The following is a 26,970-nucleotide window of genomic DNA, read 5'->3' as shown; positions in this document are numbered from 1 at the left end:
CTTATTTTTGTTTCTTCTTGTAAAGGCTTAGATTGCATTGATGAATGCCACTACAGCATCACGCTCTTCCTTGGTTGCATTGTAGAAGTTGAGTGCTGATTTGTATGCATCGCTGCGTTGATCATAGCAGTGCCACATGATAGCCTCTACTACGTTGCGGGCACGGCAGTCGTGCAAACGGTCGCTGCGACCAGTCAGCATGCTTGACAAACCACGTCCCCAGAGTGGAGTAGTGCGGCACCATCCTGTGCGGATGTCGTTTGCCATGAACAGACGGTGCTGTACCAAGTCGGTGTATGGATAAATAGTCTGGCCTGGATACTTTGGCAACATGGTATTAGGATCCTTACCGATGCTCTTGGCGTAAGCCTTGATAGCATTATCTACCCAATAGTTGTCAGCACCAGTCTTCCATGATGGCTTGTGGCAAGTAGCGCAACCCCACTGAGTGAAGAGCTTCTTACCTTCCTGAACCTGTGCGTTGTCGAGGTTACGGGCAGCAGGAACAGCCAGACCACGGTGCCAAACCATGAAGTCATAGTAATCCTTGTCGCTCATCTCTTCCTCGCCATTGTAAGGTGCTCCCTTGAGGAGGTACTTCTCGAAAGTAGCTGACTTGGCTGCATTGTTACAGCTCAGAATCTCGTTTACTCTCTCCTTGATACGTTCGTCAGTTCCATCTGCATAGTATGGGTGGAGTACAGAAGATTCGTCAGCACCATGCTTCTTGATATAACTGATTACTTCTGGGTCTTCGCTCTGATACTTTGCCCAGGCTGGAGTGGTATAGAGGTAATGACGATCGGAACGTGTTACGTTGGTAATGTTCCAGATGGCGTTAGCACCTGGACCATCCTGCAGGGAAGCACGGGTCATGGCATAGGTAAACTTCTTCACCATCTTGGTTCCATCTGCCAACTTGTACCAGGCAGTTGAAGCCCAATCGTTAGCAGTCTTGTCCCACATGGCAGGGTTCAGCTCTACCCCGTATTTCGCCTCATCCTGATAAACCTTCTTCATATCATCCTGGTCGATGGCATCAAGCAAGCCTGTACCATAGATACCGATGGTTGATTCCAAACGTACTTCATAGTTGTTTGGCTTAGGATTGGTATTGAATGCAGACTGAGGGATAGTAACCTCTGGATACTGCAAAGCAAAAGTCTCGCCATCCTTAGGGAACTTCATAGCCAAACCGCTAGGCATGGCTGTAACCTCATTCCACTGAATGTTCATTTGCTTCTCGTCGACAGGAGCAGAGAATGGAGTCATAGCCTTGGTCTGTGGCATACCTGTAACCTCAGATATGTAGCTGTTTGCTGCGTAAGGCTTTCCGTCAGCGGTAGTACCTGCTGTAGGGTGATAAATTACGAGCAGATAGCCGTTGCCAAACTGGTCTGCCTGATACTGGTTCTGGAACTTTCCATGACCATAGTTAGGATGGCAGTGGATACAGCTGCTGCGAACCCAAGCTGGGCCAAGACCCTTACGTGGAGCCTCTGTGATGGTGTAAAGGTGCTCGAAGAAATCCTCACCTTTGTTGAAACTGTTTGACAGTCCCTGGTTGGTGGTAGCTGGTGTTTCTGCCGAATAACTCATACCTTCGTCAGTTCCAAGTTCGCCACCTGGATACCATTCTGATGCCTCAAAAACATCGTTAGCCTTACCAAACTGAGAGTCACCATTTAACTTGTCATTGTTTACCACATTGTTATCATCGGAGCATGATGCCAAAGGCAAAACAAGCAAGCCGAGTAATAACATTTTGCTAATTCTTTGATAAATCATAATGTTATTCTGTTTTATAATGTTTTATATTCTCGTTTAGCGCAGAATAGCATCTCACCAAAAAGAGTATGGTGAGATGCTTCCTGTATGTTAGTTTACCACAAGATTACTCTGGGTTTACTTCATCAAATTTCTTACCCCAAACAGTACTTACGTACTTAACGAATGGATAAGGCATACCGCCGATCTTGCTGATAGCGTTAGCGATGGCAGTTTCAACACGCTGACCTTCTGCAGATGCATTATCCTTGAAGAACTGATGGAAGCTATACTTAGCATTAGAACTTGTACCATTAGTTCCACCATACCACAAGTTCTCGATAGAACGGATGTTGTTCTGGAAGTCGGTGATAGAGTTGTAGCTATATGGAGACTCTACGTAGCTGATATCACCTGCCTGGAATGGGTTGGCAATCTTGGCTGTACCTACCTCGTTAGAGATACCCCAGGCTGAACCTTCCTCCAAAGAGAGAAGCTGCTGGATGGCTGCCTTCAAAGAAGCGAACTTACTAACAGAAGTGTTGCCTGCATTCTTCAGATTGGCTGCATAAGACTGTTTTTTGTCTGTCAGGTACTCAAGACCTGCTGCCTTTACTGCTGCGAGGCGAGATGCGTTAGGAGTCTCAGACCATGCTACCTCCAGCTCATATACGTGGTTTACCAAGTCCTCGATAACAGCCTCGGCATACTTCAATTCCTCAGAACCCTTTACGTCTGTGAAGCCTTTGTAGGTATCGTTTCCCTTGAACTCTGCAACCTTACGTGGCTGTCCATCACGGAAGAGGATAAACTCAAGTGCATGGAAACCAAGGATAGAAGCATCCTCAAGCGCAGCATCACTATACTTACCTGTAGCAAAGTAGCTGTGGAGGAGTGTACGGTTCAATGGCCATGAGTCGATGTGTGGGTCAATATCAAAGTCAGATGCTGCACCACCGAGGAAAGCCTCGCTCTTCTCCCACAAGGCACGTGCTTCCTTGAAAGCTTCGCAGGCATTGTTGATGTTCTCCTGAGTCAGGTTGTTGGTATCTACACTCTTAGGAAGAGCTGTATGCAGCTTCTCTACAGCGTCAGCCAGTGACTTGTATGTTGGCTGGATGGTATTGTCTACAGCGTTAGCACATACATTCTTCAGGTATGTTTCCTGATCTGCACTCAAATTTGCATTGTTTACTTTGCTGTAAGCTGCACGGAGCGCATTGCAAAGTTCATCGCAGGCATCCATAGCATCCTGGCCATATGCCTTGTTTGTAAAGTCGTTGTTCTCTACTGGATCATCATCGCTGCTGCATGATGTGAAACCTAATGGCAACATAAAGGCTGCCATGAGCATTACTGCACTTTTAAAAACCTTTTTCATTTTTAATATAAGTATTTTGTTATTGATATGTTTGTTTCAATCACTTTATATTAAGTTCTTCTGTGAGAATCTTTAGAGAAACCATCCTTCATAAGCCACACCGATGTTGATGGCAGGCTCATTGTTGTACTGGCTCTTCAGGAAGCGATGTGAATATTCTGCCTTTACTACAATCTGTTTCACAGGATAGTAATTGATACCAACTGCCATACGCTGTACATTGGTGTAGTCGTATGATGTATTTTTGGTTTTGGAAGCATATGGATTATAGTGCTCATAACGGCCAAAGAGATACATCTTCTGGTTGGACTGACGGAGTTTCTCTATTTGTGAGAATACATTGTAGCCGGCCTCGATGCCGTATGCAAAGGCATTCTTGCTGACGAATGCTGAATGATGGAATGGAGAGAGACCATTCAGGCGGTTGGTGAAGTACTTCAGCTGTTTTGCATCACTCAGGTAGCCGTAGTCTGCCTGGCCGCGTACAATCCAGTTATAATTATTGTATGTGAAGTCGATGGCTCCGATAGCTACCACACCTTTGTACTTAGATTCTGCTCCATCCTTGTTGTTTGGATAAGAGTTGCCGATGGCATGACCATAGTATCCGCTCAAACCGATGCGCAAGCCCTTGATGCAGTAGTTGTCGATACGGAGGGCTGTACCATATTTAGTTGCAATCTCTCCCTCTGTAGGAGTACCAGGACCCTTGTTGATCCAACCTGTATTAGTAAAGTTATCTGAGTTCAAGCCTGCCAGGAATTGCACTTCATATCTCCAACCCTTGGTACGTCCCCAAAAACTGACACCTGTCTGATGCCAGGTGCTTGGAAGAACCGTATTCTCACCTTCAGGACGATAAACAGTGAAGAAATTCAATGGCTCATGGTAAGCGTTGTTCAAACCTACAGGCACTACAATGTGACCAGCCTTGATGTTAGCCCAACGACCGAATGACTTCTGGATCCAGAACTGTTCGAGTTCGACTTCACCGCCTTTTTCAACTTCCTGTTCCCATTCGCCACCTTCTTCATCTTCTTTCTCATAGGCCATGCCTACACCGCCATGCTCAAACTCAATCTCGGTACCCATGGTCCAACCCTTTCCGAAGTCGTAACCCAGGTAAATAACTGCATGAGGAATATCAAAACGGCCATGGCTAGGGTCATTCTTGTGTTCGTCAGCCAAACTGTAACGGCTTACGTGGTCGCTGTAGAAGTTGCGGCTCATGGCAACCTCGCCATAACCACCCACGCTGAGGCGCTTGCCATTCACGTGCTGCATCACGCTGTCAGCAGCCACAGTTTGTGCACTTGCCGTTGCCAAACCGGCAACCAGGGCAGCGGACATCAATCCAATTCTTAAACTGTTCATCTTTAATATTTTGAAATTATTGTTATCGTATTATCCTTAGTATAATAAAGAAAAGAGCGCGGATATCTGCTTGCGGTCTCGACACTTTAGAGGCCTAGTATCTCCTTAAAGCCATGAGGCATGATAAGGAATTACGCAGCTCTGCCGCTCGGGAGTGGCAATCATCACCGCGCTCTTTCTCGATTTCGGGTGCAAAGGTACGGAGTTTTAAAATATCTTGCAATACCTAAAAATCGGTAAACTGCGGCATCCCCATTTCTAGGTATTGCGAGTTTCGAAACTTTTTTGTATATTTGCACCCGAAATAGAAACATTATGAATGTTCTTGATACAAGGATGTTTTCATTTAAGAATAAAAGAAGATGAAAAATCAGAAGATGTATGAGGCTGATGACAAGATGATCAGCATCATTAGAGACAATTACAACATCTTGCAGAGCCTGGGTAGCTTCGGTATCAACCTGGGCTTTGGCGACAAGACTGTGCGTGAGGTTTGCGACGAGCAGAAGGTAGATACTTATACTTTCCTGTCCGTGGTAAACTTGACGATTAATGGTTACAAGGAGTATGACAATGCCGACCGCCTGTCGCTGCCAACCCTCTTGCATTATCTCAAGGCATCGCATGCCTATTACATAGATTTCCAGTTGCCGTTTATCCGTAAGGAACTGGTTGAAGCGCTGGATGAAAAGGATAATCTGGCACGCCTTATCCTCAAGCTTTATGATGACTATGCCCATAGCATCACCAATCACATGAAGTATGAGGAAAAGATGGTATTTCCTTATGTTCAGGCACTTATAGATGGTAATGCCAGCGCGAACTTCGATATAGAGACCTTCTCGAAGCATCATGCTCAGGTGGACATAAAGTTGAAGGAGTTGAAGAGTATCATCATCAAGTATCTGCCTTCGGATGGACTTCATAACAACCAGCTGAGTGCCACCCTCTATGACATCTACAATAATGAGGAATGGCTGAAGCATCATTCTGAGGTGGAGGAAGAAATCTTTATTCCTGCCGTAAGAAATGCAGAAATAAAACTGAAGCAGAATGATGTGAGTGCCAAGATTTCGAGCATGATTAATCAGACCCCGATGAGCGACGAACAGTTGAGCGATAGAGAGAAAGATGTGATAGTGGCTTTGGTTCAGGGAATGACCAACAAGGAGATTGCCGATCACCTTTATATCTCCATCAACACGGTGATTACCCACCGCAGAAACATCGCCCGAAAGCTTCAGATTCATTCTCCTGCGGGCTTGACAATTTATGCCATCGTGAACAATCTGGTTGACATTTCCACGGTGAAACTCTAGTTTTTCCTTAGGAACAGTCATCATTGAAATGTTATTTTTTGTAAAATGATAATGCCTTCCCTGCTGCTTGCGGGGAAGGCATTATCATTATATGTAGGTATCTGAAAAACGGGTATCACCATTTAGGGGGATACTCAGATGCCTTTATATCCTGTTGATATCAACATATCCATGCATCACGGCATAGATAGTGAGTGAAGAAACGCTTTTAATTCCTAATTTTTCCTGGATATTCTTGCGATGAGTAATCACCGTGGTGAGTCCGATGCAGAGCTGATCGGCAATTTCTTTGTTGATTTTGCCTTGTGCCACCAGCGAAAGCACCTCGATTTCTCTATCCGACAGGGCTTTCTCCTTGGAATCAGCTGAGTTCATCATTGGGAGATGTTCTCCATGAGGATGTCCCGAACGCTGCAGGCTCATCAGTTGCTTGATGAGCTGTGTTTCCGGAACATTGGTGCAGATGCAGTGAAAACCCTGCAGTTGGGAGTTGAGGTCATTGCAGGGGGTGAGCACGATGGTATGAGGACGGTGGCTGTTCTCGATGAAGAAATTGCGATGCGCCAGAAGCACCTGCATCGACACGAAATAGTGCATGAACCGGTTGGGTGCATTCGATTCAAATTCACCGAATGTACCAAAAATCTGGATACTTACCATGGGGATGGCACTTTCGAGCAACCCCTTGAGTCCCAGTGCTGCCAGCGTGTTGTTATCTACAATGGCAAGTTCTGGCATCGCCTTTCCTGTCATCGCCTTCTTCATTTCTTCATTCATATCTTGTCTCTCTTTTTAATTATTTACAGTAATGGGGTGTGGAACCCTTCAGATTCTGCCGTCTTATAGGAATGGGGTGAGGAATGTTGCTGCAAACCAGCCCTTGAATCTCTGCCAGCCTGTGCGCCACTCTCGCCAGTTTTTCTCGTTGAGCAGAAAACTGTCTTTCTTCTCTTTGTTGAAGAGCTGGTCCAGTTGGTCGGTGGTGCATGAATCTACAATCACTGCATTCTCCTCGTAATCCCATCTCAGACTTCGGGCATTGAGGTTGGCGCTTCCCACGGTGCAGAACTTGCCATCTACCATGATAATCTTGGTGTGGTGGAAGCCCGGCGTGTACATCCATACATCGCATCCCGCCTTCATCAGCTTGTGAGCATTGTAAAAGCCGCAATCTGGTGTCAAAGGAATATCGCTTCGGGTAGAGAGCATGATCTCCACCTTTACGCCCCTTCTTGCTGCATTCTTCAGTGCCTTCTTCAGCTTGTGGCTCAGGGTGAAGTAGGGACTGATGATTTTGATGCTATCCTGTGCGTCGTTGATGGCGTTCACGTAGAAATAGCGGATGATATCCTTCGAGATATGTGGCTCTCTGTTGATGATACCCACCGTCTTGCGATAAGCCGTGGCGGTGGTATCGGGTTTGAGATTCTCTACCAGATAGTCCTTCTTCTCCTTGCGATAGTATTCTTCACCATCTATATGCTGTCCGCTTACTTTGTTCCACATCTTGAGGAATATTTTCTGCAGGGTATTCACCTCGCTTCCGTCGATGCGGCAGTGCATATCGTGCCATTCGCCCACCACCTTCGTACCTTTTATATAATAGTCGGCTACGTTCATGCCGCCTGTATAGGCAATCTGACCGTCGATGACTACGATTTTCCGGTGGTCACGGTTGAAAACGGCATGCACCCAAGGAAACTTCAGGGGTTTGTATTCATAAATCTCGATACCGTTGGCACGGATTTCCTTGAGATGTCGTTTTCTCAAAGGTTTGTTGTTGGATGAGTTTCCGAATCCGTCATACAATGCCCTTACCTTGACGCCTTCCTTCACCTTCTGGGCAAGAAGGTCGAAGAGGAGGGAGGCGATGCTGTCGTTGCGGAAGTTGAAATATTCCAAGTGAACGCTGTGCTTGGCTTGGCGAATCGCCTGAAACATGTCGTCGAACTTCTCCTGTCCGCTCATCAGGAGCGTAACAGAGTTGTCGTGGGAAAAACTGATGCCTTTCCCACGAAGCTGGTTGACTATCATTGAATCGCTGGTCTGTGCGCTGCACAGCGAACTGACCAGCATCAGTGTTATCGTTGTTATTATCTCTCTGAGTCTCATGTCAACTCCTAATAATCTATTTGCTATAAATTATTAATTATAAATTATAAATTAAAATCACACCATGCAGGCATAGTGATCTACGATGCCTTTCAAATGATTATCCTTATCTACTACGAGCACCGTATGCACCTTGTATTTGTGCATAATGCGCTGAATCTCCGAAATCTTGGTCTTCGGAGTAACCATCTTTGGGGTGGTGGTCATGATGTCGCTAACGGTCTTGTTGAAGAACTCTGCCTGCCATTTCTCCATGGCACGGCGGATATCGCCATCGGTAATCAAGCCGATGACACGCTGGTCTTCATCAAGTGAGATTCCCAGTCCCAGTTTGCCCTTGCTCACGTGGATGATAGCCTCACCCAGGTGCATATCCTTAGGAATGATAGGCATATCGTCGCTGCGCATCACATCTTCGGCGGTGGTAAGGAGTCGCTTACCCAATTCGCCGCCCGGATGGAACTGGGCAAAGTCGCGAGGCTTGAAGTGGCGTACCTGCATCAGGGCTATTGCAAGGGCATCGCCCATCGCCAAAGCCGCAGTGGTACTGCTGGTAGGGGCGAGGTTCAGCGGACAAGCCTCCTTCTTCACCTTTACGGTGATATGATGGTTGGAATATTTCGCCAGCAGGGAATCTGGATTTCCCGTAATCGAAATAATCGGTACATTCATGTGGAGCACCATCGGGATGAAACGGAGCAGTTCATCGGTCTGGCCGCTGTTGCTCAGTGCCAGCACCACATCCTTATCGGTCATCACACCGAGGTCGCCATGATATACATCCAGCGGATTGATATAGAAAGCAGGCGTACCTGTTGAGGCTAGGGTAGCGGCAATCTTGGCACCCACATGTCCACTCTTGCCCACACCGGTAACGATAATCTTGCCTTGGCAATGGTACATCATATCCACTGCCTTTTCAAAATTGTCATCCAGATAAGGTATCTGGTCGAGGATGGCCTGCGCCTCATCTCTCAGGGCCTGTTCGCCATAGCCACGTACCACCTTGTCATCTATTTTATTATTCTTATCGGTCATTTCTATAACATTTGAATTCTTCGTTCTTTACTTTTCCTCTTCACTTATAAAAGTTCCTGGATAAGAGTTTCTAATTTGTCTAATTCCAGCATGTTGGCTGCATCTGATAATCCCTGGTCTGGGTCAGGATGTACCTCGAAGAAGTAACCCGTAGCACCGAATGCCTTGGCTGCCAATGCCATCGCTGGTACGAACTTGCGGTCGCCCACGGTCTTGCCGTCGCCGGCACTAGGGCGCTGCACGCTGTGGGTGCAGTCCATAATTACATTAGGTACAATCTCCTTCATGTCAGGGATGTTGCGGAAATCAACCACCAGGTTGTTGTAGCCGAAACAGTTGCCACGTTCGGTGAGCCAAACTTCCTTGGCTCCGCTTTCCAATGCTTTCTCCACAGGATACTTCATGTCTCTTCCACTCAGGAACTGTGCCTTCTTGATATTGACAATCTTGCCAGTCTTGGCGGCAGATACGAGCAAGTCGGTCTGGCGGCAGAGGAAAGCTGGAATCTGGAGAATATCGCATACCTCGCCCGCAGCCTCAGCCTGATAACTCTCATGAATATCAGTAGTGATGCGAAGACCATATTTTGACTTGATGTCGCTGAGCATCTGGAGTCCCTTTTCCAGGCCTGGACCACGGAAAGAGTGGATGCTGGTACGGTTGGCCTTGTCGAAAGAAGCCTTGAATATGATGTCTGTCCCTAATTTATGGTTGATGCGCACGAGTTCCTGAGCCACTGTATCCAACAGCTCCATCGACTCGATGACGCATGGTCCTGCTATAAATGTTGCCATATTTTTTTAAGTTTATAGTTGATAGTTTATAGTTAATAGGGGGCTATCCTGCTATCAACTATAAACTATAAACTGTTAATTATTAACTTGTTTAATTGTAATCTCACGCTGTGGGAATGGAATCTCGATATTGTGCTCGTTCAGTGTATCGTAGATGCACTCCATGATGGTGGCATCGTCCATGGCTTGGGTAAGCACATTGACCCACACCACAATCTTGAGGGTGATGCAGCTGTCGTCGAAACTCTTGAGCAATACCTTTACGCCCTTTTCCTTATTGATGCACTCGAGCTTCTGCAGTTCCTTGATGAGAATCTGCTTCACCTCCTTGATGTTACTTCCGTATGCCACGCCTACTTCCAGCGCATCCAGCTCGTAACCATGATTCTTGGTCATGTTCTTATAGTTCTTGGAGAACAGCTGCGAGTTCTGGAAGGCGATGACTGAACCGTCGATAGCCTCCAGCATGGTAGAGGTGTAGCTGATACTGCTCACCTTACCACGGGTGCCGTCGCAGATGATATAGTCACCCACCTTTACACGGCCCATCATCAGGGATACGCCGTAGTAGATGTTCTCGAGAATATCCTTGGAGGCAAAACCCAGACCGGTTGACAAACCGGCGAAGATGGCGAGCAGCCATGACTTTCCTACCTCGAATACGCTCAGGGCAATCATCAGCCAGATACCCCAAACGATGACCTGCAACACATTCTTGAACATCACAATCTTGGAAGCTGCCGATGTCGGATCAGTCTTCTCGAAATGATGGCGCATCAAATCTACCGTGGTGATATTGATGTAGTTAAACAGGAAGTAGAGGCAAGCCACCCACGAAACGCTATAGAGCGAAGCCGTGAAGTTGGTGGTATGGATATAGTTCTTGTTGAAGATTTCCCAGGTGGTGTCGCTCATGTTGAACACATCTGCTGCCCAATAGATGGAGACGATGAAGGAGAGCACGCCCGAGATAGGCAGCAACACCTTATATACGAAGCGATAGCCCCATTTCTCGGTGATAGCCAAGCTGCGCAGGTTTCTGCGCTTGGCATATACGCTGAGCCATCCCTTGCAGCAGGTGATGGTGAGTACGCAGGTGAGCTGCATGGTCCACCAGATGATAATCTGTACGGCGAGCAGGGTGAAACCTACCCAAGCACTGACGGTAGTTACCGCAAAGACGGCAAGCGAGATATAGGCGTATGTCTTGTCGGTACGCAGCACCTGATTGCGCTTCCTGGCTATCACATTCCACTGCCACAGGGAGCAGAATAGAAGGATAGGAGGGAAGATGAAGTTCACCAAATCGTTTGGTATCAGGATGATACGGAAAACGATGACGATGAAGCCTATCAGCATCAGTGGAGAATAGATGCGGAAGGTGTTCTTAATCTTGTCGTTGTCCACACGCAGCAGGATAGATACCAGAATGACGCCAATCAGCCATGCAAACTCCACCAGCAACTGGCTTGCCATTACCACAAAGTTCTGGGTAACCGTCATGCGTACGATGCCTAGGATGGCAGCGAAGGTAACCACGGTCATCGCCATGATGAGGCAAGGGCGTTTTGCCATGAAACTCTCCTTTCTGTTCTGGAACATACCGTGCTTCATCAGTTGGGTCAGCACGATGCGGATGGCAAAGAGATTGAGGAAGACGGAGATGAGACCATAGAATGCAATGATGCCGAAGAGGATGAAGATGATGCGTACATCCCATTGCGACATCATGCCTGGTGCCCGCTTGTATTTCTCTGCTACAGAGGTCTTTGCCTCGTTGTAGTTCATGCCGATATTGCATAGGATATGCAAATAGTTGTCGCCTCCATTGTTGAAGATGCTGTTCTGGATATCGCTGTATCGCTTGTTGGCATAGTCGTTGAGAGCCTTCAGTTTCTTGTCGGTCCTGTCGTATGCCATCACGTATAGTTGCAACTGTTCCTGCTTTTCTACCAGTTGTCGGCGGATGTTCACGGCAAGGGTCAGGTCTACGTTGCGGTTTACCTGTGCCTCGTCGCTCAGGAACATGCTGTTCATGCCGTAGAGATAATTGATGAGGGAGTCGTATCGCGCCACTTCCATATTGGTTTCCTTGATCATCTGCCTGAACGGCACCGCCTTCGACTTGAACTTTCTGAACTGTTCTGTAGCCTCATGGCAGGCGTAGGTCATATCGAACACATATCCGTTTCTTTGGGAATAGAGCATGATGGAGTTCTGGTCAGCTTGTCTTACGATGCTGATCAGTTCGGCGATAACCTGCTGCTGTTGTGCCTTTGCCACCTTGTTCTGCTTTTCCAGGTCGATGTGGTAGTTGGTCAACTCGGTGCGCAGCATATAGAGCGTTGTATCCAGGTTGGCTTCCTTGAGCACAGCATTGCTTGGCAGCACGAAAGCCACCATCAGCAAGATGAGAATATATAGTTTCTTTTTCATATTATGTCTATTTGTCTGCAAAGTTATTAATAATTCGTGAAAAATCAAAGAATAAGATGCGTTTTTTAAGATAATCAGCCAGATGAAGCATCTTTTTACCCATATCTTTGCGATATTTCATCGAAATTCCGTACTTTTGCAGTGTATTTAAAAAGATAAAACAATGAACATACTCATAGCAGACAGCGGCAGTACCAAGACCGATTGGTCGTTGACCGACGGGCAGGGCAATGTAGTGATGACTTGCAAGACACAGGGCATCAATCCTATTCACATGCAGGATGACGAGGTGCTTCAGATTCTGAAGTCGGAACTCATCTTGCCGGAATCACCACAGGAAGTATATTTCTATGGCAGCGGTGTAACCGAGGCGATGAAGCCCCAGATGGCCTCACTCCTGCAGCAGGCCTTTCCTGGAGCCAAGGTGGAAGCCGAGGGAGACATGATTGGAGCGGCAAGAGCCCTCTTCGGCAACAAGCCAGGCATCGCCTGCATCTTGGGAACGGGAGCCAACAGTTGTCTCTACGACGGTCATCGCATGGTGATGAATACGCCACCGCTGGGTTACATCCTGGGCGATGAGGGGAGTGGTGCCGTTCTGGGTAAGCTTTTCCTGAACGGTATTTTCAAGGGCGCCTTATCTACTACGATGAAGAAGAAGTTCCTGGAGTGGTCGGGATTGGATTATCCTACTATTATTAATAAGGTGTATCGCGAACCTCTTGCCAACCGGTTTCTGGCATCCCTCTGTCCTTTCATCTCGCAGCAGATAGCCGAGGGTGAGAAGCATGAGAATGGAACCGACGAACTGAACGAGGCGATGGCGCTCTATCGGGTGGTGCTTGGCAACTTCAACGATTTCTACGAAAAGAATCTCCTTCCTTATATTAAATATGTGAAGGCGAGTGCCGAAGACATCTCTCAGTTGGAGTCTGGTGTAAAGGCATGGGATTTGTCTTTGGGCGAAGATGTACCAGCCGTGGGCTTTGTGGGAAGCATCGCCCATTACTTCGAGTCGCCATTGAGAAATGTGATGTGCGATGAGCATCATCTCACCATCCAGAAGGTAATGCAGGCACCTATGCCGGGACTGATTCAGTATCATTCCCAGCCCCAAAAACAGGTTTAGCTTTTTTTATGAAAAGTATCAGAATTTAAGAAAATACTGCACCAAAACAGATAAAATGCTCTGTTTTGGTGCTTTTTTTGTTAAGAAAGGAGGATAATGCAACATTTTATACGTATCCTTTTAACAATAATGCCCCCATGCGTATTTGTTTTTTCCTTATCTTTGCCCCATCAAAAACAAATTTCACAACGATAAATCAAGAAGTGTCGCTCTTCGGAGTGGTTCCACCTTATTTATATATGGCAATATGAACCTACCCAATGATAGGAACAATATTAAACCAAAAATGAACAATTATTAATTTAAACCTAACGTAATTATGAGAAAAACATCTCAGAAATTCTCGCAGAGCCGAATGCTCTGTAAGGTTGCACTGGTAGCCCTCATGTTGGCAATCCAGGCAATGCTAGGAATCGGAGCAGGTGTCCTAAATGCTCAGACGGTTAAGGGTACTGTTATCTCTGGCAGTGACAATGAACCACTGATTGGTGCAAGTGTCATGGTCGAGGGAACAAGAAACGGTGCAGTAACCGACCTGGATGGTAACTTTACCATCTCAGCAAAGAATGGACAGACGCTCGAAGTTTCTTACCTGGGCTTTATCACCCAAAAGGTGAAAGTTACAGGTTCTGTAATCAACGTAACCTTGAATGAGGACAAGCAATCTCTTGATGAGGTCGTTGTTGTTGGTTATGGTGTTCAGAAGAAAAAGCTGGTGACGGGTGCCAACATCAACGTGAAGGGTGATGACATCGCCAAGTTGAACACTTCCAATCCGCTTCAGGCACTCCAGGGACAGACTCCTGGTATGAGCATCATCTCAACATCCGGTCAGCCGGGTTCCGGTTTGAAGGTAAACATCCGTGGTATGGGTACCGTGAGTGGTTCTGATCCGCTTTACATCATTGATGGTGTACGTGGTGACATCGCTTCTCTGAATCCTGCCGATATCGAAAGCATTGATGTGCTGAAGGATGCGGCATCGGCTGCCATCTATGGTTCGCAGTCGGCCAATGGTGTGGTTCTGATTACTACCAAGGGTGGTAAGGAAGGACGTGCCGTGGTTAGCTTCGACGGCTATGTGGGTTGGCAGAACAAGCCACGCAGCATTGATATGCTCAATGCCAGGGAGTATATGACTATTTTGGATGAGGCTGCCATCAACTCGGGAAAGAACGCCTACGACTGGAGCAAATACAAGAGTATCTATGATGCCAATGGCGATTTGATTGATACCGACTGGGTAGGTCAGATGTTTGTGAAGAATGCCAAGACTTCTTCTTATAATATAGGTGTAAATGGCGGTAGCAAGACTGCCAATTATGCCATGACGCTGGGTTATATGAACCAGGAAGGTATTGTTGGCGGCAAGGACGTCAGCAATTATGAACGTTACAACTTCCGTGTCAATTCCGACTGGAAGGTGAAGGACTGGTTGAAGGTGGGTGAGCAGATCAGTTTCATCTATACCCAGAATACGGGTATCGGTGTGGGCAATGCTTACAACAACTCGCTGCGCAGTGCCTTCAATACCTCTCCATTGTCGCCTGTGTATAGCGACAACAACAAGTATGATTCTCCTTTTAATGATACCAGCAACAGCGACTGGTATAATGCCGATGGCAACCCATACGGCTTGATGATGACGAACAATAACAATCAGACGAATGCAGCCCGTTTCACCGGAAATGTGTATGCGGAGATTGAGCCTATCAAGAACTTGAAGTATCGCACCGTAGTAGGTTACGAATATTATTCAAGCGATTACCGTTCGTTTACTCCTCTCTATCAGTTCTCCATTTATAGCTACAACACAGCCAACCGTACCAGTGTGAACCAGAATATGGGACATAACTGGCAGTTGACCTGGACTAACACCTTGTCTTATGACTTCAAGGTGAAGGAGCATAGCTTCACAGCCTTGGCAGGTATGGAATCCTGGCGCTTTGATGGCGTAGGCGTAAGTGCATCCAATGCCACCCTGAAGAGTGGTTTTGCCGATTGGAACCATGCTTATGTAAGCAATGGTACCGCTGCCACCGCTACCGATGGTCTGGGTGCCAGCGGTGCTCCTTCTCTGTCACAGCGCATGGTGAGCTACTTTGGTCGTGTAAGCTGGAACTGGAAGGAAACCTATATGGCAACAGCTACCCTGCGTGCCGATGCTTCTTCTAAGTTTGCCCGTGGCAACCGCTGGGGCTACTTCCCTTCTGTTTCTGCCGGTTGGATTGTAACCAATGAAAAATGGGTGAAGCCTCTGCTCAAGGTGCTTGATTATGCCAAGGTGCGTGCAAGCTGGGGACAGGTTGGTAACCAGAATATTGGCGACCTGATGTTTATTTCTCCTATCTCAACATCGGGTGCTTACTATAACTTCGGTACGGCTTTGGGTGCTGACGGACAGTCAAATTACTATGGTGCTTACGAAAGCCGTCTGTCTAACGAGAATGTGAAGTGGGAAACTTCAGAACAGTTGGACTTCGGTTTGGATCTGCGCCTCCTGGGCAAGTTGAATGTCAACATCGACTGGTATAAGAAGACCACCAAAGACTGGTTGCTGGTTAAGCCTATCCCAGGCACAGCCGGTACGGGAGCCCCTTATTTCAATGGAGGTGACGTAGAGAATACCGGTATAGAAATCGGTTTGGGCTGGAACGACAACATAGGTAGAGATTTCAACTACTATGTGAATGTCAACGGTGCCTATAATAAGAATAAGGTGGGAAGCATCCCTACATCCGATGGTATCATTCATGGTACCGATGGTAATGGTCAGCTCTATGATAACTCTACCGAGTTCTACCGTTGCAGCAATGGCGAACCAATCGGTTATTTCTGGGGTTACAAGACCGCTGGTATCTTCCAGAACCAGAAAGAAATCGACGAGTGGGTAGCGGCAGGCAATGGCGTACTTCAGGGATCTTCTGTAAAACCAGGCGATGTGAAGTATTACGATGTCAACCACGATGGTACCATCAATGATGCCGACAAGGTAAACCTGGGCAATGGTATGCCAGACTTTACCTATGGTTTCTCACTCGGTTTCGACTACAAGGGAATCGACTTCTCTGTAACCGCCAACGGTTCAGTAGGCAACGACATCGTTCAGAGCTACCGCAATGTAGGTGCCAAGACAGCCAACTACACTTCAGCCATCCTGCAGCGCTGGACTGGTGAGGGAACATCCAACAAATATCCACGTGTGACAGAGACCAATGTGAACTATCAGTTCTCCGACCTCTTTATCCAGGATGGTGACTTCCTGAGAATCAGCAACATTACCTTAGGTTATGATTTTGCCAAGCTTCTGCATCAGAAGTTCGTATCTCAGGCCCGTTTGTACTTCCAGGTTCAGAATGCGTTTACCTTTACCAAGTATGACGGCATGGACCCAGAAATCGGTTATGGTGTCAACAGTTGGGCATCAGGCGTAGATCTGGGTTACTATCCACGTCCACGTACCTTCATGGTAGGTTTGAATCTTAAGTTCTAATTTAAAGGAGATATCATTATGAAGACAAATAAAATAAAGATAGCCGCTTTGGGTATTTTGGCTATGGGAGGTCTGGCATCTTGCAGCGACAGTTGGCTGGATGTGGCTTCCAAGACAGAATCAAATTCCGGCAATTACTATAAGAGTCAGGAGGATGGACTTCGCTCGCTCTATGCCTGCTACGACGGTTGGCAGCGTACCGTTTCAGATGGTCCTTCGTTCACCGTCTATCAGTTGACCGAGACGATGAGTGACGAGTGCTTTGGCGGTACGGGTAACAACGATGGACGCAACACCCAGATTCTCGACCGTTTCGACATGAATCTGGCACCATCTTATACCGATATGCACGAAACCTTGTGGAAGAGCTATTATGCAGCCATCTTCCGCTGCAATGAGTTTATCGATAAGGGTGAAGGCATTATCTGGGATGATGAGAATGCAAAGAACACTTATCTGGGTGAGGCTCATGCCCTTCGTGCCTTGTGCTATTTCGATATGCTTCGCCTTTGGGAGAACATCCCGTTGCTGGAACATGCCACCAGCGATGTGGTTCCTCAGGCTGCTCCTGACTCCGTATATAGTCTGGTATTCAGAGATTTGAAGTATGCCATTGAGCACATTCCTGCCAATGCCTATCCTAAGAAGGATGCGGCTACCAATGATGGACATGTCACCAAGTATGGTGCCGAGGCGATTCTGGCTCGCGCGTACCTCTTCTATAGTGGCTATTATGGCAAGGAGCCTGATCAGTTGGGCTTGACCAAGGCGGATGCACTGGCTGCCTGCGAGGATATCATCGCCAGTGGCGAGTTCAGTCTGGTACCTCGATTCAGAGATTTGTGGCCAGCTTCTGCTGATGACAAGAGCGGTGACCACGTAGGACTTTGGGCACATGAGAACTCTTCCTGGGCTGGTCCTGGAAACTCAGAGACCATACTCTCGATGAAGTTCAACTACACAGCCGACTATAATGGCAACAATGATGGTAACCGTTTCCAGGTGATGGTAGGAATGCGTACCGGTAGTCTGGTTTACGAAGGCTATGGCCAGGGTTGGGGTGCATGCACCGTTACACCATCCATTGCTTCAGCCTATGCTACGGGTGATACCCGCCGTTCAGCCTCTATCATTGATGCTTCACAGTTGAAGGATTACGAGAACACCTATCTTGCCGACCAGCGTGAATACACCGGATATTTCGTGAAGAAATATACCCCTTTGTCTAAGCACGAAACTGCTGGTGATGGTAAGTTGCAGCATTACACGGAAACAGTGGGTGCAGGCGATTTCCAAATCAGTCAGTTCCAGGATTGGGTACTCGTCCGTTACGCCGATGTCCTGTTGATGGCAGCAGAGTTGGGCAGTCCTAATGCCCAGTCTTACTTCGACCAGGTTCGCAAGCGTGCTTATACCGAGGATGATGGCACTACCCTGAGTGGCAACTATTCTCAGCAGACAGCTACCAAGGAGAACATCCTGAAAGAGCGCAAGCTTGAGTTTGCCTTCGAGGGAATCCGCTATTGGGATCAGCTCCGTCAGGGCGTGGAGCAGGCAGCCAAGGAGATTGCCGGTTCCTGGGAAGTGAAGGATGGCGGCGAGAAAACCACCGTATCCATCAGTGCCGAGAATATCATCAAGAAACGTGGCTTGATTCAGATTCCTATCACCGAGATCGGACTTTCTCATGGTCTCCTGAAGCAGAATCCAGGTTGGTAATTCTAACTTTTTAAAGTATTGGTTTTATGAAGATTATAAATAAAATATATTCGCTTTTGGCAGCAGTCATGATTCTCATCATGGCGAGCTGCTCTCCAGACGAGTTTGGTCTGGGCGATAAGAACTTGTCTTCTGAGGATTTGGCTGAGAACATCGCCTTCACGATTACTCACGACGAAAGCAATCCTAATATCGTCAAGTTCAAGAGTCTGTTGCCATCGAGCTATTCGGTGGTCTTTGATACGCCTCAGGGACGTTTCCAGCAGGATGAGGTGAGCCTGAAGATTCCTTTCAATGGTACCTATCAGGCACGTGTCGGTGTTGAAACCCGCGGCGGTTTCCTCTGGGGACCCTACGCCGAGTTCAAGGTAGATGATTTCTGTGCCGAATTCGTTACCGATCCTCTGTGGACCTATCTGAGTGGCGGCGTAGGCAAATCGAAGCGATGGAAGTTGGATATCGATGCCAATACCATCACCAAGCATTCAGACCTTTGGGCAGGTCCGCTCGGATTCTGGGGTATGGATGATGACTGGAGTACCTGCATGATGGGACAGACCGCTGCAGCCGGCGACCATTGGAACTGGACTCCTGATATCCCAGGTAACTCCTGGGTGATGTCGGCTATCGACTATGGTTATATGGAGTTCGACCTGATTGGTGGTGCCCATGTCACCGTATATAATGCTGAGACAGGTGAGACCTTTAAGGGTACTTACATGCTGGATACAGACAATCATACCATCACCTTCTCGGATGCGGAACTGCTCCATAATTCGGGACATGACAAGGTTGCTACCAACTGGCGTAGCGGACTGAAGCTGATGGGACTTGCCGACGACCGTTTGCAGATAGCAACAGTTCGAGACAATTCAGATGAGGGCAAGTGCTTGCTTTGCTACAACTTCGTTTCAGAGGAATACTGGAACAATTGGACTCCTACCGTGGCAGAGAACACCCATGTGAAGCCAACGCTGATGACCGACTGGCGCGACTGGGTAGAGCAGAAGACCAATAAGGAAATCACCTACAAGTTGGCTAACCCTGATAATGAAGAGGGACGGCAGTTTGACTATTGCAACCTCGACGGTAGTGCCAAGGGCATTCAGCTTACAGCAGCCAATGGTATCGAGGATGCAACACTCGTGATGAACAGCGAGTCAAAGAGCTATATCTACACCGCTCCTGATGGAAGTCAGGTTTCCGGTAAATATACCTTGACCGATGAGGGCGTATTCACCTTCGACAAGGGCTTCGGAAATACCCAGCTTTCTGCAACGGGCAATTACAACATGCATGCCAATGCGGACAACACCCTGCGCATCCTGAAAGTCAGCAAGGATGATTATACCGGACATCTGAAGGATTTGTGGCTCGGTAGCCAGTGTCTTGATGACCAGGGCAATCTCTATCAGTATCAGGCATACCACTGGGTAGCCCAGAGCGCAAGTTCAGCATCAGGTCCTAAGTATAAGGCAAACCTCTTCTTCAACAACTCCGGTTGGGGCTGGAAGCACGATGGCGATATCGCCAACTATATGAGCACCAATGTGTTCATCACAGGCGATGGCGACTATTCCTTGAAGTTTGAGGGTGCAGAGAGCAATCCATATCTTCTCTACATCGACGTCAACAAGATTCTGAAGGACAATCCAAACTGCGATATCACCATCAAGAGCATCAAGGTAGATGGCAAGAGTGTTGATTTTGATGATACACTCATTCCGAGAGGATATACAGATGATGACCCAAGTACCAACTCCTTCCGTCGTTATGTATTGAACCCATGGGGACCTGCCGCATGCTTCAAGTTTGATTCCGGCAACAATGAGTTTACCGACTTCAAGTGTTCTTCAAGCATCGAAGTAGTTATCACCGTGAAGATGGATACAGGTGCTCCTGTAGTGACACCTTCAGAGGGTAAATAAGATTAGAAACTTTAATGTGGATTAGATTATGAAAATGAAATATTTAGCAGGTGTGATGCTGCTGATGGCCGGTCTTTGCTCGCTCTCTTCCTGTAGCGATGATGATGACTACTCTGCAGCCACAGGAAATGTGATTAGCACCATTGAGACGGGAGATGCTTCTGTTACTGCTATTTCGGCAGTAGTCAGCGGCAAGGTCTTGGACTTGAGCAAGCAGGATGCAGGTGCCTATGCGGTGGGTGTTGTTTACGGTACCAACCCCGATCCTACCACAGCTGGCTCCAAGCAGCCAGGTGTGATTGATGCCGAAGGTAATGTAACCGCCACTCTCTCGGGATTGACCAAGGGCAATACCTATTATTATGCCACCTACGTACAGTTGCAGGGCATAGTAACCAAGTTTGGTGAGGTGAAGAGCTTCGTGGCAACCGATGCCCAGATTGCTACAGCCGGAGCCACGGATGTTACGGCAACCAAGGCCACCCTGAGTGCTACAGCCAATGGCTTGGAAGGTATCCTGATAGAGGGAGAGACCCAGATGAACTACGGTTTCAAGATTTCAACCTCTGAGGCGGATGTAGAGAACGGTATCAATTATCCTATCTCTGCCAGTGCCAAGACAATCAGTCAACGTGTGGAAGGTTTGCTTCCTGGAACTACTTACTATTATACATCATATTTTGAGTTGGGCGATGGTTTTGTCTATGGTGAGACCAAGAGCTTTACCACTCCTGCTCAGACAATGGAATATGTTGATTTGGGTTTGAGTATCCTTTGGGCTAAGTGCAACCTGGGTGCAGAATCAGAGGAAGAAACAGGTGCCCTTCTGGGCTATGGTGATCTGACAGGTGTGAATCAGAGTACTTATCTCATCGATTACAATACTGTGGAGGATATTGCCGGTACGGATAAGGACATCTTGAAGAAGGTGAATGTGGATGCAGGTGCCTTGATGCGCAGTTCTACTCCTACAGCCGATCAGATGAGTGAGTTGATTGCCAATACCACTCAGACAGAAGTTGAGGTGAAGGGCGTGAAGGGTATCCGATTTACTGCAGCCAATGGCAACAGCATATTTATGCCTTACACCGGTTACCGCAACGGCACTGCCAAGGTAGGCGAGGGCAACCAGGGCTTGTATTGGAGTGGCAATAACTATAGCATCGCTACGGATTATAGCCAGACGCTCAATCTGACCAATGGTACTGCTTCATCTGGTGTTTCGGCCCGCAACCTGGGTTTGGCGATTCGTCCTGTTCGCATGTCACCGGAGTTGAAGGTGGATAATTCCAAGTTGGTTGTCGGCGACCTTGAGAATAACGGCAGAATCCGTATCGAGATTTTCAACCAGTATGGTTCTACGGGTAGCAATCCTGGCATCAACCAGGCTCAGATTAAGTTTACCAAGAACATGGTGGTTACTTTCCGTCTTTCTGGTTTGAAAGATAACATGAAGGAAGGTGCGGGCAGTCATATGGCTGGTTTGGAGTATGCTGATGCTTCTTGGGATCCAAGTCGCTGGTCAGCCTTTGATAATTCCAAGTATGATGCCAACGTTACTGGCGATGGTCTCTATACGGTTTGGATGGAGACAGGTGGTGCCGAGGCAGAAGGTGCAGCGGTATTCTGTGTGGATATCAACAATCTGGCAGCTGATGCCATCGATGCATCTAAGATTACTGCAGAGATTGTGAGCATCAAGTTTGATGTGGATCCTGAATTCTTGATGGATTTCTCCAAGACAGAGTTCAACAACAAGGATGGCAACGGCACAGACGGTCGTATTGAAATCTTCAATGAGTATGGTAATACCAAGGCAAATGGAGTGGATGCTTCAGCCTTGTTATTCTCAGGTAATCTGATAGTCAACTTCACCATCACAGGTATCGACGGCAACCTGAAGGATTCTGCTTCCAAGAACTACAAGACAGAACTTTCTTATGCCACACCTAGCTGGTATCCTAGCTACTGGGGCGGTTCTGAATTCGGTCGCACTTATGTGAAGGGCGATGGCACCTACGAGGTTTCCGCTTCTTTGGCAGATAAGTGCTCGGGTGCAGTGGTTTGGGCCATCGAACTCTACGATTTGTGGAAAGACCTGGTTGATCCTACTCAGGTTAAGGTCAAGATTAATCATGTCTTGACTCCAGGTAAGTAATCATACGTATTATTTTGATATTCTATGAATATGAAGAAAATAACAATTTTATCGTTTCTGATCATGGCTTTTGCCATGGTCAGTTTCTCAGCCTGTTCTAATGAGGATACCATCGGAGGCGGTGAAGGCCTCTCTAAGGATTTCGTGGTTTCCCGTTCTGATATGGCGTTTACGAAGAATGGCGGTGAGACAGATTTATATGTCAAGGCGGCTCAGGTACCAACGGTTTCTACCGAAGCGGCTTGGTTGGCTGTAACTCCAGTGGCTGGCTCTTCTAGTATTACCCATCATTTCCTCATCAAGGCAGAGGCAAATACAGCCAATGATGATCGTTCGGCAACTATCACCGTAGCGGCTGGTTCTGATACCAAGACTATCACCGTGAGCCAGAACTCTACCGAGGGACTACTCATAACATCTGGTAAAACCATGAATGTGGGGGCTGCCGGTGGTCAGGTTACTGTTACCCTGAAGGCAAATGCAAGTTATTCTCAGGTCATCAGCAATGACTGGGTGAGTGAGATTACTGCTCGTGCCAACATGGTGGAATACACCCGCAACTATTCGGTGGCTGCTAACATCAGCAATGCCCGTTCGGCAACCATCAGCTATACCATGGTGGTAAACGACAGTACTTCCATCACCGAAGCTGTTACCATCAACCAGGAGCAGGGTACTACTACTGGTGATATGAGTAAGACGGCTATGGATATTGCAGCCTTGATGTATCCTGGCTGGAACCTGGGTAATACGATGGAGGCAGGAAATGCTGCCAATAACTGGAAGAATACCGGTATCGGTTCTGAAACTTCATGGCAGTCGGCAAAGACTACCCAGCAGTTCATCGACCTGGTGAAAGCTTCTGGTTTCAAGAGCGTCCGTATTCCTTGTTCTTGGGTGATGGGTCACATCACAGATGCTGAGGCTTGCACCATCGATGCCGATTGGCTGGCCCGTGTTCACGAGGTGGTAGATTACTGCATCAAGAACGATCTCTATGTCATCATCAACCAGCATTGGGATGGTGGATGGATTGAGCATGATGGCTTCACTGCTGCTACTGATGTGGATGCTACCAAGGCAAAACTCACCAAGATCTGGACTCAGATAGCCAACAGTTTCAAGAATTATGACGAGCGTCTTATCTTTGCCGGTATGAATGAGCCTGGTGTGGGTGGCGGTGATGCCAATGCATTGCTGGGCACTGCGGATTTGGCCAATAGAATTGCAGAGTATGAGCAGACTTTCATTGAGGCAGTGCGTGCCACAGGTGGCAACAATGCCAAGCGAGTTCTGGTGGTTCAGGGTCCTAATACCAATATCGACAATACCGTAGCTCATAATTATATGGATAAAATCCATGATTCTGCAACAGACCGATTGATGGTAGAGGTTCATTTCTACGATCCTTATCAGTTTACAGATTTGAGTGAAGACAAGGATTGGGGCAAGTACTATCTCTATTGGGGTAAGAACAACAAGGGTGGTGATGCCGACCGCACTGCTGATGCCAAATACAACGAGGATTATGTAGAGGCTCAGATGGAGAAGATGAAGACCCACTTCTTCGACAAGGGTTATCCAGTGTTGATTGGTGAGTTTGGTGCCAACCAGCGTCTGGCTATCGGTAAGGATGCGCTTCATGATGCATCCGTGAAGGATTACTACAAGGCTGTTGTTACCAGTGCTATCAACAATGGTTGTGTGCCTGTGGCTTGGGATACCAATGGCGGTCTTCCTAGCATGACCATCTTCAATCGTGCAAATACAACCGTTAGCAATGCCAATATTCTGGAGAGCATCCAGGAGGCTGTGAAGACAGCTTTTTGGCCTGCAAAATAAATTTTTAATAAAGCCTCACTTGAGGTTGGAATGAGCCTCATTTGGAGTTGGAGTAAGCCTTACGTAACGTTCGTTTAAGGCTCAAACCAACTTCAAGTGAGGCTTACTTGTTTTTCTTTTCCTTTTGCTTTTATTGCCAATTCAGTTGTTTCTGTTTTTATTTATATTGTTGTTTTCTCCTTTCACATTTATCTTATTGATTTGTAGATGAATAGGTTAGGTGTGAAAGGAAAATGGTATCAAAGAAATAAAAAAACAAAGATAAGTAAAATAGTATCAGTAATCAGCAAGATAATACCATATATTCTCGATATTTAGTTGTATCTTTGCAACTGAAAAAATGCTATATATAAGAAATAACAATAAATATAAACCTAATTTAATTAAGCAAAGCTTATGAAAAAGTTTTTTACTATTATGGTAGCAGCTTTTGCTGCAGTTAGTGCTTTTGCACAAAGTAGAACAACATTGTGGGAAGGTGAGCAGGTAATGGATGGCTCATGGCCTTCTGTGGGTGTGGAACTCAGCAACTTGGCAACTGCTAAGGCTGGCGATAACATAGTTGTTACTACCTCTAAGGTAGATGCTTCCATTAATGCATCTTGGCAGTGGGGCTCTCAGGTGTTCTTGAAAGTCAATAGCGGTGCCAATGGTGATTGGGAAGACATGGCAGGTACTTCTGCTGTAGGAATCAAGGAACCTGGTGAGGCGAAGTTTGAGATTACCGATAAGGTTCTGGAGCAGTTTAAAAACGCCTCAAGTATCTTCGTTCAAGGCATGTGCGTTGTTGTTTCTAAGATAGAGTTGGAGAGTGCTGTTGCTACAACTTCTACTCAGCTTTGGAGTGGTGAATGCGCATTCGGCAATTGGGCTGAGGGTTTCAGCGTTCCTGCCGAGAAGTTTGCCAATGCTTCTGCTGGTGATGTCTTGGAGTTCGTTTATACCACTGATACTGAGACTACAGAGAAGTGGTGGCAGTTTAAGACCATCTTTGCTGGTACAGAAGATGTCTTGACTTCTAATAAGGCAGACTTGAATGAGTATGGTTGTGCTACTGTAGCAAGTGGCAGTACTTCATATAAGATTGTCTTGAATGCAGAGGATATTGCTAGATTGAAGGAAACAGGTTTGTTCGTCAATGGACATTTCAATATTGTTACAGCTGTTAATCTGATTCAGGCTGTCAAGGAACCTTCTACTGGCATCAGCAATGCATTTGTGGTTACTCCTGCCAAGGATTCCAAGACGTTCAATCTTGCAGGTCAGCAGGTGGGTGCATCTTATAAGGGTGTTGTAATCAAGAATGGCAAGAAGTTTGTTCAATAATCGTGGGTTTGAAACTCAGATGGTTTAGTTTTATTAGTATTTATCAAGAAAAGGGCTAGGTTGCTGGTTGCAATCTAGCCCTTTCGCTTTTAGTGCTCTAAATAGAGTCCGTTCAACTTTTCCAGGAAAACACTCACATCATCATTCACCAACTCCATAAATCCATGGGTCTTACTGTTGGCTACTCCAGGATAAGGAGTGTAATAATGTTCATTGATTGGTTCTCCCTGGTTTCTTCCAAACATCAGGTAGGCAATGTGATGCTGCTTCAATTCAGGAAGAAGGACTTCCGAGAAGATGCTGGAATCGCCAATCGATTCGATGCCTGTTGTCATGCCGAAAGCATTGTTATGCTCCTGTGCAAAAGGCAATGCCTGGGTGATGATTTCCTTCATGCTCTGCTGATAGAGGGGAAGACGGATGGCATTCCTGGTTTGCAGATAGGTGACGTTGATGACATCAATCTGTTGGTCTGGATATCGTTCCATCAGCTTCTTTCCAGGCTTGTAGGTCTCTGAATAGCCGTAAACTACATTGGTTACGTCATTATCCTCTAACAGGTCCTGCAATTTCTTGTAAAGTTCGATGTATTCGTCTTTACTCAACTGGCAATACCAGGCTTTTCCGTCGATAGGAAGAAGATTGAGCACCACGGGTGCCTTGATACCATAACCGTCTTGCAGGGTGTCTAGATACTTGGCCACTTGTTTGGTATATTCCTCCAGCAGATCTGCATTGCCGTTGTAATGAGGCATCGTCCAGTTCATGATGAGTAATCCTCCCTTGCGGAAGTGGTTGAGCACATCTTCCCGGATGGTCTTGAAAGGAACTCCATCTGCATTCTGCTGCTTTCCGCTCTCGATGCCGGCAAGTTCATATCCATTGGCTGCCGGACGGTAACCGCAGAGTGCCTTCATGTCGCAGCGGTCGCTATCGCATTCCCATCTGTTCCAGCCCATTCCGCTCAGGGTGCCGTACATCTGTCCGATGAGGGTTCCCTTGTCGGCGAAAGCCTTGAGGTTGGTCTTCAGATTCTCCGTGCGGGTAGTAAGACCGCTCATGGCAATCTCATCGTACGATTTCTTTTTCTTTTCACCGCAGGATGCGAAAGCCACGAGTGCTGCAAAAATCAATATGAAATATCTGATTCTCAT

The 26,970-nt window shown here is 47.0% G+C and carries 17 protein-coding genes; 8 read left to right on the top strand and 9 right to left on the bottom strand.

Features of this window, described 5'->3' with window-relative positions; genetic code table 11:
- Positions 1-27 precede the first annotated feature (27 nt).
- From KUA49_RS13470 to KUA49_RS13460, 3 genes are all read right to left on the bottom strand, one after another.
- Positions 28-1,788, bottom strand: a complete 1,761-nt coding sequence (locus tag KUA49_RS13470) for a di-heme oxidoredictase family protein (RefSeq protein ID WP_218411540.1) — start codon at positions 1,786-1,788, stop codon at positions 28-30.
- A gap of 106 nt (positions 1,789-1,894) precedes the next feature.
- Positions 1,895-3,148: an imelysin family protein gene (locus KUA49_RS13465; RefSeq protein WP_119226812.1), complete on the bottom strand. Its 1,254-nt coding sequence runs from the start codon at positions 3,146-3,148 to the stop codon at positions 1,895-1,897.
- Between the two features lie 72 nt (positions 3,149-3,220).
- The gene (locus KUA49_RS13460; RefSeq protein WP_119226811.1) at positions 3,221-4,522 is read right to left on the bottom strand and encodes a hypothetical protein; all 1,302 of its coding nucleotides are present in this window, start codon (positions 4,520-4,522) and stop codon (positions 3,221-3,223) included.
- 362 nt (positions 4,523-4,884) lie between these two features.
- Between KUA49_RS13460 and KUA49_RS13455 the strand changes: the two genes are divergently transcribed.
- Positions 4,885-5,841, top strand: coding sequence for a LuxR C-terminal-related transcriptional regulator (locus KUA49_RS13455; protein WP_218411541.1), 957 nt, complete (start codon positions 4,885-4,887; stop codon positions 5,839-5,841).
- 144 nt (positions 5,842-5,985) lie between these two features.
- Here the strand turns inward: KUA49_RS13455 and KUA49_RS13450 are convergent, their stop codons facing one another.
- From KUA49_RS13450 to KUA49_RS13430, 5 genes are all read right to left on the bottom strand, one after another.
- Positions 5,986-6,618 (bottom strand): response regulator transcription factor, encoded by a 633-nt coding sequence (locus KUA49_RS13450; protein ID WP_218411542.1) that lies wholly within the window; start codon positions 6,616-6,618, stop codon positions 5,986-5,988.
- A 63-nt stretch (positions 6,619-6,681) separates the two neighbouring features.
- The gene (gene cls, locus KUA49_RS13445) at positions 6,682-7,953 is read right to left on the bottom strand and encodes a cardiolipin synthase (protein WP_218411543.1); all 1,272 of its coding nucleotides are present in this window, start codon (positions 7,951-7,953) and stop codon (positions 6,682-6,684) included.
- A 57-nt stretch (positions 7,954-8,010) separates the two neighbouring features.
- Positions 8,011-8,991: a KpsF/GutQ family sugar-phosphate isomerase gene (locus tag KUA49_RS13440; protein ID WP_203039554.1), complete on the bottom strand. Its 981-nt coding sequence runs from the start codon at positions 8,989-8,991 to the stop codon at positions 8,011-8,013.
- Between the two features lie 44 nt (positions 8,992-9,035).
- The gene (gene kdsA / locus KUA49_RS13435) at positions 9,036-9,785 is read right to left on the bottom strand and encodes a 3-deoxy-8-phosphooctulonate synthase (RefSeq protein WP_218411544.1); all 750 of its coding nucleotides are present in this window, start codon (positions 9,783-9,785) and stop codon (positions 9,036-9,038) included.
- A 75-nt stretch (positions 9,786-9,860) separates the two neighbouring features.
- Positions 9,861-12,221 (bottom strand): mechanosensitive ion channel family protein, encoded by a 2,361-nt coding sequence (locus KUA49_RS13430; RefSeq protein ID WP_218411545.1) that lies wholly within the window; start codon positions 12,219-12,221, stop codon positions 9,861-9,863.
- Positions 12,222-12,384: 163 nt separating this feature from the next.
- On the opposite strand from KUA49_RS13430, the gene KUA49_RS13425 reads away from it, so the two are divergent.
- The 7 genes from KUA49_RS13425 to KUA49_RS13395 all read left to right on the top strand — a co-directional run bounded on the left by KUA49_RS13425 (position 12,385) and on the right by KUA49_RS13395 (position 25,816).
- Positions 12,385-13,350, top strand: a complete 966-nt coding sequence (locus KUA49_RS13425) for an ATPase (protein ID WP_218411546.1) — start codon at positions 12,385-12,387, stop codon at positions 13,348-13,350.
- A 319-nt stretch (positions 13,351-13,669) separates the two neighbouring features.
- The gene (locus tag KUA49_RS13420; protein ID WP_218411547.1) at positions 13,670-16,843 is read left to right on the top strand and encodes a SusC/RagA family TonB-linked outer membrane protein; all 3,174 of its coding nucleotides are present in this window, start codon (positions 13,670-13,672) and stop codon (positions 16,841-16,843) included.
- A gap of 18 nt (positions 16,844-16,861) precedes the next feature.
- Entirely contained in the window at positions 16,862-18,562 is a 1,701-nt protein-coding gene (locus KUA49_RS13415; protein ID WP_218411548.1) for a RagB/SusD family nutrient uptake outer membrane protein, read from the top strand.
- A gap of 26 nt (positions 18,563-18,588) precedes the next feature.
- Complete coding sequence (locus KUA49_RS13410) at positions 18,589-20,490, top strand: hypothetical protein (protein WP_256624740.1); 1,902 nt, start codon at positions 18,589-18,591, stop codon at positions 20,488-20,490.
- 34 nt (positions 20,491-20,524) lie between these two features.
- The gene (locus KUA49_RS13405; RefSeq protein WP_256624741.1) at positions 20,525-22,648 is read left to right on the top strand and encodes a hypothetical protein; all 2,124 of its coding nucleotides are present in this window, start codon (positions 20,525-20,527) and stop codon (positions 22,646-22,648) included.
- A 30-nt stretch (positions 22,649-22,678) separates the two neighbouring features.
- Complete coding sequence (locus tag KUA49_RS13400; RefSeq protein WP_218411549.1) at positions 22,679-24,490, top strand: cellulase family glycosylhydrolase; 1,812 nt, start codon at positions 22,679-22,681, stop codon at positions 24,488-24,490.
- A gap of 396 nt (positions 24,491-24,886) precedes the next feature.
- Positions 24,887-25,816, top strand: coding sequence for a hypothetical protein (locus KUA49_RS13395; protein ID WP_218411550.1), 930 nt, complete (start codon positions 24,887-24,889; stop codon positions 25,814-25,816).
- A gap of 89 nt (positions 25,817-25,905) precedes the next feature.
- Here KUA49_RS13395 and KUA49_RS13390 read toward each other — a convergent pair whose 3' ends face one another.
- Positions 25,906-26,970, bottom strand: a complete 1,065-nt coding sequence (locus KUA49_RS13390; RefSeq protein WP_218411551.1) for a hypothetical protein — start codon at positions 26,968-26,970, stop codon at positions 25,906-25,908.

Source organism: Segatella copri, from assembly GCF_019249655.2.
GTDB lineage: Bacteria > Bacteroidota > Bacteroidia > Bacteroidales > Bacteroidaceae > Prevotella.
Note: the sequence above shows the minus strand (reverse complement) of the source record. Positions and strands in the feature narration are given on the sequence as shown.

Bases quoted from the DNA above. Each gene is read 5' to 3' on its own strand.
- KUA49_RS13410 (WP_256624740.1), top strand. From the start codon at position 18,589: ATGAAGATTATAAATAAAATATATTCGCTTTTGGCAGCAGTCATGATT.
- KUA49_RS13395 (WP_218411550.1), top strand. From the start codon at position 24,887: ATGAAAAAGTTTTTTACTATTATGGTAGCAGCTTTTGCTGCAGTTAGT.
- KUA49_RS13430 (WP_218411545.1), bottom strand. From the start codon at position 12,221: ATGAAAAAGAAACTATATATTCTCATCTTGCTGATGGTGGCTTTCGTG.
- KUA49_RS13405 (WP_256624741.1), top strand. From the start codon at position 20,525: ATGAAATATTTAGCAGGTGTGATGCTGCTGATGGCCGGTCTTTGCTCG.
- kdsA (WP_218411544.1), bottom strand. From the start codon at position 9,785: ATGGCAACATTTATAGCAGGACCATGCGTCATCGAGTCGATGGAGCTG.
- KUA49_RS13470 (WP_218411540.1), bottom strand. From the start codon at position 1,788: ATGATTTATCAAAGAATTAGCAAAATGTTATTACTCGGCTTGCTTGTT.
- cls (WP_218411543.1), bottom strand. From the start codon at position 7,953: ATGAGACTCAGAGAGATAATAACAACGATAACACTGATGCTGGTCAGT.
- KUA49_RS13450 (WP_218411542.1), bottom strand. From the start codon at position 6,618: ATGAATGAAGAAATGAAGAAGGCGATGACAGGAAAGGCGATGCCAGAA.
- KUA49_RS13420 (WP_218411547.1), top strand. From the start codon at position 13,670: ATGAGAAAAACATCTCAGAAATTCTCGCAGAGCCGAATGCTCTGTAAG.
- KUA49_RS13400 (WP_218411549.1), top strand. From the start codon at position 22,679: ATGAAGAAAATAACAATTTTATCGTTTCTGATCATGGCTTTTGCCATG.
- KUA49_RS13425 (WP_218411546.1), top strand. From the start codon at position 12,385: ATGAACATACTCATAGCAGACAGCGGCAGTACCAAGACCGATTGGTCG.
- KUA49_RS13460 (WP_119226811.1), bottom strand. From the start codon at position 4,522: ATGAACAGTTTAAGAATTGGATTGATGTCCGCTGCCCTGGTTGCCGGT.
- KUA49_RS13415 (WP_218411548.1), top strand. From the start codon at position 16,862: ATGAAGACAAATAAAATAAAGATAGCCGCTTTGGGTATTTTGGCTATG.
- KUA49_RS13465 (WP_119226812.1), bottom strand. From the start codon at position 3,148: ATGAAAAAGGTTTTTAAAAGTGCAGTAATGCTCATGGCAGCCTTTATG.
- KUA49_RS13440 (WP_203039554.1), bottom strand. From the start codon at position 8,991: ATGACCGATAAGAATAATAAAATAGATGACAAGGTGGTACGTGGCTAT.
- KUA49_RS13390 (WP_218411551.1), bottom strand. From the start codon at position 26,970: ATGAGAATCAGATATTTCATATTGATTTTTGCAGCACTCGTGGCTTTC.
- KUA49_RS13455 (WP_218411541.1), top strand. From the start codon at position 4,885: ATGAAAAATCAGAAGATGTATGAGGCTGATGACAAGATGATCAGCATC.